Annotated in this window: 5 protein-coding genes; all 5 read right to left on the bottom strand. The window is 74.2% G+C overall.

The window, feature by feature from the left end:
- On the bottom strand, nt 1-110 hold a 110-nt coding region (locus tag ABZ079_RS36605), incomplete at its 3' end, for a sugar phosphate nucleotidyltransferase (RefSeq protein WP_356943761.1).
- 192 nt (nt 111-302) lie between these two features.
- The gene (locus tag ABZ079_RS36600; protein ID WP_356943760.1) at nt 303-4,931 is read right to left on the bottom strand and encodes an Rne/Rng family ribonuclease; all 4,629 of its coding nucleotides are present in this window, start codon (nt 4,929-4,931) and stop codon (nt 303-305) included.
- Nucleotides 4,932-5,193: 262 nt separating this feature from the next.
- On the bottom strand, nt 5,194-5,970 hold the full coding sequence (locus ABZ079_RS36595) for a TIGR03936 family radical SAM-associated protein (RefSeq protein WP_356943758.1): 777 nt from the start codon (nt 5,968-5,970) through the stop codon (nt 5,194-5,196).
- A gap of 46 nt (nt 5,971-6,016) precedes the next feature.
- Complete coding sequence (locus tag ABZ079_RS36590; RefSeq protein WP_356943757.1) at nt 6,017-7,129, bottom strand: hypothetical protein; 1,113 nt, start codon at nt 7,127-7,129, stop codon at nt 6,017-6,019.
- A 56-nt stretch (nt 7,130-7,185) separates the two neighbouring features.
- Nucleotides 7,186-7,623, bottom strand: a complete 438-nt coding sequence (locus ABZ079_RS36585; RefSeq protein WP_356943756.1) for a hypothetical protein — start codon at nt 7,621-7,623, stop codon at nt 7,186-7,188.
- Nucleotides 7,624-7,780 lie beyond the last annotated feature (157 nt).

Here is a 7,780-nt window from a genome sequence, read left to right as displayed (position 1 = left end):
AGGGAATCCTCCGCGCCCTCAGGACCCACCGGCACCAGAGCCTTGGGCAGGGTGTCGGTGTAGGGGCGCAGACGCCGCCCGGCGCCGGCCGCCAGTATCAGGCCTATCATCGCGGGTTCTCTCCTTCGTTTCCCTTTCCGCGGATCTCCCCGAAGGCAGGGTGGGGAGACCGGCGGCACAGCTGTGCCGAGGCACGGTCCGTCGCAACTCGGCGCCGGGCCCCGAGAACCACTCGGCTCCGGGGCCCGAAAAACGGTGTGGTCCTGTCCGAGGCGACAGGACCACACTCAGTGGGACGAGACTCAGCCCTCGTCTGCGGCAGTGGAGACCGTGGTGGCCTTCTTCGCCGTCGACTTCGCGGCGGCCGTCTTGGCGGTCTTGGCCGCCTTCTTGGCCGTCGTCTTCTTGGCGGCCGTCTTCTTGGCCGCCGTCTTCTTGGCCGCCGTCTTCTTGGTGGCGGCCTTCTTCGCCGTCGCCTTCTTGGCCGCCTTGCGGGCGGTCTTCTTGGCCGCAGTGGCCGTCTCCGCCGTGTCCTCGGCGGGCGTCTCGGCCACCGGGGCCTCCTCCGCCGCGGCCGACGGGACGACCACGACGGCCGCCTCCTCGGACGCGGTCGGCGCGGTGGCCTTGCGCACGGCACGGCGGCGCGGCCGGGCCGGGGCGGCGCTCTCGGCGGGCGCCTGCTCGACAGGGGCGCCGCTCTCGGCGGGCGCCTCGGCCGGGGCCTGGGGCTCCGGCCGCTCCGCCGGAGCCTCGGCGGCGGGCGCGGCCTCGGGCACCGTCACCACGGCCGCCTCGGCACCTGCGGGGGAACCGGCCGGGGCAGACACCTTGCGGGTCGCCCGACGGCGCGTACGGCCCTTGGGCGCGGCTTCCTCGACGGCCTCGGCCTGCGGCGCCGGAACCACCTGGTCCTCAGCGGCCGCGGGCTCGGCCAGCGCCTCGGCGGCCGGCTCCGGCTGCACCGGACGCGCGGCAGCCTCGGCGGCGCTGACGTCCTGCGCGGTGGGGGCCTCGGCGGCGACAGCGGCCTCGGGCAGCGCGGCCTGCTCCTGCTGAGTCTCCGCCCTCGCCCGCTCGGCCTTCTCCGCCTTGGGGGCACCGGCCGGAGCCGACGCCCGGCGGCTCGCCCGGCGCCGCGTACGGCCACGGGTGGCCGCCGCCTCCGCCTCGGCGACGCTGCTGTACAGCTCCTCGTCCGGCGCGAAGTCGGGCGCGGGCAGCGCGACGGGCTCGGCCAGCTCGGCGGCCACCTCGACGGCGGTCTCCACCTCCGGCTCGACGGCCTCGCCGGTCTCCACGACCACCGCGGCGGTCTCGTGCACGTGCTCCTGCCCGTCGCCACCGCGCCCGCGCTTCTTGCGCTTGCCGCCGCCTCCACTGGAGGTCGGCTGCTCCATGTGCACGATGACACCGCGGCCGTTGCAGTGGACGCAGGTCTCGGAGAAGGACTCCAGCAGACCCTGACCGACCCGCTTACGGGTCATCTGCACCAGACCCAGCGAGGTCACCTCGGCCACCTGGTGCTTCGTGCGGTCACGGCCCAGGCACTCCAGCAGGCGCCGCAGCACCAGGTCCCGGTTGGACTCGAGCACCATGTCGATGAAGTCGATCACGATGATGCCGCCGAGGTCGCGCAGCCGCAGCTGGCGCACGATCTCCTCGGCCGCCTCCAGGTTGTTCCTGGTGACGGTCTCCTCGAGGTTGCCGCCCTGGCCGGTGAACTTGCCGGTGTTGACGTCGACGACGACCATCGCCTCGGTCCGGTCGATCACCAGGGAACCGCCGCTGGGCAGCCAGACCTTGCGGTCCAGCGCCTTGGCGAGCTGCTCGTCGATCCGGTAGGTGGCGAAGACGTCGACCTCGGAGGTCCACTTGGACAGGCGGTCGGCGAGGTCCGGGGCCACGTGGGAGACGTACCCGTGGATCGTCTGCCATGCCTCGTCACCGCTGACGACGACCTTGGAGAAGTCCTCGTTGAAGATGTCGCGCACGACCCGGACGGTCATGTCCGGCTCGCCGTACAGCAGCGTCGGGGCGTTGCCGTTCTTCGACTTCTTCTGGATGTCCTCCCACTGCGCCTGCAGCCGCTCGACGTCCCGGCGCAGCTCGTCCTCGCTCGCGCCCTCGGCGGCGGTGCGCACGATGACGCCCGCGTCCTCGGGGACGATCTTCTTGAGGATGGTCTTCAGCCGGGCCCGCTCGGTGTCGGGCAGCTTACGGCTGATACCGGTCATCGAGCCCTCGGGGACATACACGAGGTAGCGGCCCGGGAGGGAGACCTGGCTGGTCAGACGCGCGCCCTTGTGCCCGATCGGGTCCTTCGTCACCTGGACGAGCACGGACTGGCCCGACTTGAGGGCGGCCTCGATGCGGCGCGGCCCGTTGGCCATGCCGAGCGCCTCGAAGTTGACCTCACCGGCGTAGAGAACCGCGTTGCGGCCCTTGCCGATGTCGATGAAGGCGGCCTCCATCGACGGCAGCACGTTCTGGACCTTGCCCAGGTAGACGTTGCCGACGTACGAGGTGGCCTGCTCCTTGTTGACGTAGTGCTCGACGAGTACGCCGTCCTCCAGAACGCCGATCTGCGTACGGTCGCCGTGCTGGCGGACGACCATCACACGCTCGACGGCCTCACGGCGGGCCAGGAACTCGGCCTCGGTGATGATCGGGACACGTCGGCGCCCCTGCTCGCGGCCTTCCCGGCGGCGCTGCTTCTTGGCCTCCAGACGGGTCGAGCCCTTGATGGACTGCACCTCGTCGGACGGCTCGGCGGGCTTGCGGGGCTCGCGGACCTTGACGACCGTGCGCTCCGGGTCGTCGGGGGTCGGTTCGGTGTCGACGGAGGTTTCACCGGCGCGACGGCGGCGGCGACGGCGGCGACGGCTGCTGGCGCTGGAACCGCCGGACTCGTCGCCCCCAGCCTCCTCGTCGTCCTCTTCCTCCTGCTCGGCGGTGTCCTCGGCGTCCTGCGCGGCCTGCTCTGCGGCCAGTTCGTCGGCGTCGGGCTCCGCGCCCTCACCCTCGGCGGCCTCGCCACGGCGACGACGACGGCCGCCACGGCGGCGACGGCGGCGCGAGCCGGACTCCTCGAAGCCCTCGGCTCCCTCCGCCTCCTCGGCCTCCTCGGCCTCGGCGAGGTCCTCGGCGAGGTCCTCGGGCTCCTCCGCCTCCTCGGCCTCGGCGGCGGCCTCCACGGCCTGCGTCTCCTCGGTCTGGGCCGGACCCCGGCGGCGACGGCGACGGCGCGAGCCGCTCTCGGCGCGCTCCTCCGCGTACTCCGCGTACTCCGCGGGCTCGGCGGGCTCCTCGGGCTCGGTGGCCTCGGCGGCCGCCTCGGCAGCGGCACGCTCGGGGGTCTGGAACCTGGGCTCGGTGAACACCGGCGCCTGGAAGACGGCCACGGCGGGCCGGCGCGGCCGGCGCGGCGCGGCTTCTTCGGGGGCCTCGGCGGCCTCGGAGGCCTTGGGCGTGGCGGACCGCGCGGGCTCGGCGAAGCCGGAGGCGGCACGCGCGACCCGGCGCCGGGCCCGACGCGGGGCACCGGCCTCGTCGGAAGCCTGCTGCGCCTGGGCTTCGGGCTCGGCGGCCTGCGGGGCGGCGGTCTCGGGGGTCGCCTGGGCGGCCGCACGGGCCTCGGCGGCGGGCTCGTCGGCCTTGGCCACGGTGGTCTCCTCCTGCACGGGGGCACCGGCGGGCGCGGACACCCGGCGGGTGGCACGGCGGCGCGTACGGCGCGGGGCTGCCTCCTCGGCGGCCTCAGCGGTCTCAGCGGTCTCAGCGGTCTCCGCGGGCTCGGCGACCTGCGCCGTTTCGGTAACGGCCGGAGCCGCGTCCTCAACGGCCGGAGCCGCGTCCTCAACGGCCGGAGCCGCGGCTGCCGCAGCCACCTCGGCAGCGGGCGCCTCCTCGGCGGCCTGCGGGGCACCGGCGGGCGCGGACACCCGGCGGGTCGCACGGCGGCGCGTACGGCGCGGGGCTGCCTCCTCGGCGGCCTCGATGGTCTCAGCGGTCTCGGCGGGCTCGGCGACCTGCGGCGTTTCGGTAACGGCCGGAGCCGCGGTCGCCGCGGCAGGCACCACCTCGGCAGCGGGCGCCTCCTCGGCGGCCTGCGGGGCACCGGCGGGCGCGGACGCACGGCGGGTCGCACGGCGGCGCGGACGCGCGGCGGGCGCGGTCTCCTCGGCGGCGGCGGGCGTCTCGACGGCTCCGGTCTCCTCCTGGGTCTTGCCGGCCTCAGCAACGGCCGGGACCACGGTCTCGGCGGCCTCGGCAGACGCGGCTGCCCCGGCGGGCGCCGACGCGCGGCGCGCGGCCCGACGACGCGGACGCCCGGCGGGGGCGGCCTCTGTCGTCTCCGCGGCGGTGGTGGTCTCGGCGGGGGCGGAAGCCTTCTCGGCGCCCGGCGCCTCGGTGACTGCCTCGGCCCCGGTCGGCGCGGAGACGCTGCGGGTGGCCCGGCGCCGGACGCGGCGCGGCGCGGCCTCCTCGCCGACGACGACCTCGCCGCCCTCGGCGACGGCAGCGGGCTCCTGGGTGCCGGCGGGCGCGGCCGGTACGACGGTCTCGACGGCCTCGGCGGCTGCCGGCGAACCCGTCGGGGCGGACGCACGGCGCGTGGCCCGGCGGCGCGGACGGCCGGGCGAAGCGGCCTCCTCGGCGGCAGGCGCCTGCGCGTCGGCCACCGACTCGACAGCCTGTCCGGTCTCCTGCGTCTCGACCGCCTCCTCGGCACCGTCGGCCTCGAGGACCTCGGCAACCTCGTCGGCGTCCGCGGCCGGTATGGCCGGCACGGTGACCTCGGTGGGTGCCTCGGCCGCGCCCGGCGGGCCCGCCGGGCGGGAGGCGGCACGGCGACGCCTGCGCGGCGGCAGGGTGTCGCTGGGAGTGTTCAGTTCGGAACCCTCGGCGGGTTCGGTCGGCTCGAGCATGCGGGCATTTCTCCCGTCAGGCTCCCGGGCGCCGTACCTGGTCCGGTGCCGGTCCGAAAAGACCGACCACCGTTGACGTCCGCGGCCCGCGCGAAGCGCGATGGCCGCCGTCCGGGGCGCGGGCGCCGCACGGGAGCACTCTGTGTCCTGTCTCGCCGGTTCCGTACGCCTTGTCGGTACGGCCTGGCGAAAGTCTTGTGGTCAGTGCGCTGCCCGACCCAGGTGGCTCCCGAGTACGAGGGCGGCGCTACAACGTCCGTCCCTACGCGGGACCTTCCGGCGTCGGCGCCGTCGCGGCGGCAGCCGGTGCGGCCGTCAGGGCCTCGGCTGCCTCGCGGTCGGGCGCGAGCGGGTCGGTCACCGTGCCGGTCTCTTCATCGAACAGCCCCTGCGCCAGCCTGGTCACCGCTGCGGGGACCGGCGGCGCCAGGTCGGCCACGGCGCGGAGACCGGACAGGACGTCGTCGGGTCGTACGGCAGGCGTCACGTGCCGAACAACCAGCCGCAGTATCGCACAGGGGTGGTCGCTCGGCCTATCAGCCGGGGAACTGTGCGTTTCCAGGCTCACGACCGCGGGGCGGGCGTCGAAGGTACGGACGCCGTTCTTGGTCATGCGCTGCACCTCGACGGTGTCGGCCTTGGTGAAGGCCGCGACCGCGTGCTCGGCGGCGTCCGCGTCGACACCGTCCAGCCGCAGCTCCCAGACGGAGGCCGTCAGCCGGTCGGCGAGTCCGGAGATCCGTGCCTCGACCGCCTCGATGACGTCGAGCCCGGCGGGCAGCGACTCGTCGAGGAGGACGCGCAGGGTCTCCGGGTCGCGCGGCTCGGTCAGCGCGATCTCCAGATACTCCGCCTCACTGCCCGTGCCGGTGGGTGCGGCATTGGCGTACGACACCTTCGGATGCGGCGTGAACCCCGCCGAGTACGCCATGGGCACCTCGGCGCGGCGCAGCGCACGCTCGAAGGCGCGCTGGAAGTCTCGGTGGCTGGTGAACCTCAGGCGGCCGCGCTTGGTGTAGCGCAGTCGGATGCGCTGCACCGCGGGTGCGGGCGGCGGGCCTTCGGGCTGTCGCTTGCCCAGTGTCCTAGTCCTTCGTGAGAGCGGTCGTACTACTACCAAGAGTACGTGTGTCGCGGGCCGCAGGTTCCCGCCGGTCCACCGCGGCCGGCCGGCGGGGCTCGCCGACGAGCATCCGCCGGAAGTCGGCACGGGCCTGCCGCGCGGTGTCGCGGGCCGCGGTCAGCGCCTCGCGGGCGACCCGGCCCACCGCCCGCACGCCCTGGGCGACGGGCCGCAGGACGGCATCCCGGATCACGTGTCCGACCGGGGTGAGAATGGTCCGGTACACCCAGCGCACCGGCTCCAGGAAGATCCACCGGAAGAGGGTCCCGAGCGCCCGTCCGACGGCCCGCGAGATCCGCCCCGCGACCCGCCAGGCATGCCCGAGGGCCTCCCCCACCTCCCGCGCGACGACGGCGAGGACCCGGCCGACGGGCGCCAGGATCCAGCGCCACAGCGCGACGGCGGGCAGGACGAAGAGCACCCGGGCGGTCCAGTACAGGGTCAGGCCGATGCCGGTGGCGAGCAGGCCCAGCAGCCACCCGAGTCCGCGCACGCACCAGGCGACGGCGTGCCCCACGGGGGTGAGGACCCAGGTGTACAGCCAGCGGGCAGGTACGACGAACAGGTAACGCCCCAGCCAGGCGAAGGCCGTGTACACCCCGGTGCCGAGGGCGGCGAGCACGGCACCGATGCCCTTCAGCAGCCAGAGGACCCCGTGCCCGATGGGGCGGAGAACCCGCGTGTACACCCAGGCGAGCCCGGCTCCCACCGCGCGGCCCAGCAAGGCGACGGCATGCCCGACGGGGGTGAGCACGTAGCGGTAGAGCCACCCCGCCGGTACGACGAGGAGGACGGTGGCGAGCCAGGCGAGCGCCTGGCCGACCGGGACCAGGACGTAGCGCCACAGGCCCACGAACGGCCACACGAACAGGGCCCTGCCGGCCCACAGCAGCGCCCGGCCGAGCGGACGGAAGACGGTGTCCCGCAGGAACCGCCCGATGACGACGAGTGCGTCCCACGCCATCCGCACCGGCACGACGAGCACGAGGACGACGATCCGCACCGGGATGCGGATCGCGACGACGAGGCACCCTTCGGGCTGCCGGGGCTGGGATGGCGGGTTCAGCGATTCCATACCGGCGAAGACGCAGGGCCCGCCTGTCCGGATTCCAGCGCCGGGTTGCGATGCCGTTACAGCTTCCGCGGCCCCGGCTCGGCCGGCACCCCGTCCCAGGTGAACTGGTAGCGATTGCGCTCTCGGTCGAACGTGAGAGCGATCTCGACGCCGCTGATGCCGTAGTTCTCCCGCAGGCACTCGATGAGGGCCGCGGCGGCGACTTCCTCCTGGTAGTCGGTCAGCATCGGTACGTCCCAGTCGTCCACCCGTACCAGCACGGCGTCGGCTCCGCCGCGGAGGGCGTCGAGCTGCCCGGCCACCAGTCCGAGGCCGAACGCCATCCACGTCTCGTCCACCGGGACGATCCTCTGCGGCGGCAGCCACCAGACCCGTGAGTCGCCGATTCTGCGCGCCTCGCGCGGCGGCTCCTCCACGGGCTGGACGTCGAGGGTGACGCGGGCGATGAGCCCCCACGGGCCGATGCGCCTCTTGTACATGTGCGTGAATGCCACGAGTGGTCCTTCTTCTCCGTCCTCAGAGGAATCTCAGCCGACCGAAGACACGGGAGTGGAAATACTGATCTTTTCGTAAGTTCGGTGGGTGGGGTGGGTGGATGGTGAGTCCGGTGTGGGCGAGGAAGGACCACGGCAGTTGTGGGTTGTGGTTGAT

The organism is Streptomyces sp. NPDC006314, from assembly GCF_040613075.1.
In the GTDB taxonomy this organism is placed as follows: Bacteria; Actinomycetota; Actinomycetes; order Streptomycetales; family Streptomycetaceae; genus Streptomyces.
The sequence above is the reverse complement of the archived record's forward strand: the minus strand, read 5'-3'. Positions and strand labels throughout refer to the sequence as shown.

Excerpts from the sequence above, each read along its gene's own strand:
- ABZ079_RS36600 (WP_356943760.1), bottom strand. The coding sequence starts at position 4,931 with ATGCTCGAGCCGACCGAACCCGCCGAGGGTTCCGAACTGAACACTCCC.
- ABZ079_RS36590 (WP_356943757.1), bottom strand. The coding sequence starts at position 7,129 with ATGGAATCGCTGAACCCGCCATCCCAGCCCCGGCAGCCCGAAGGGTGC.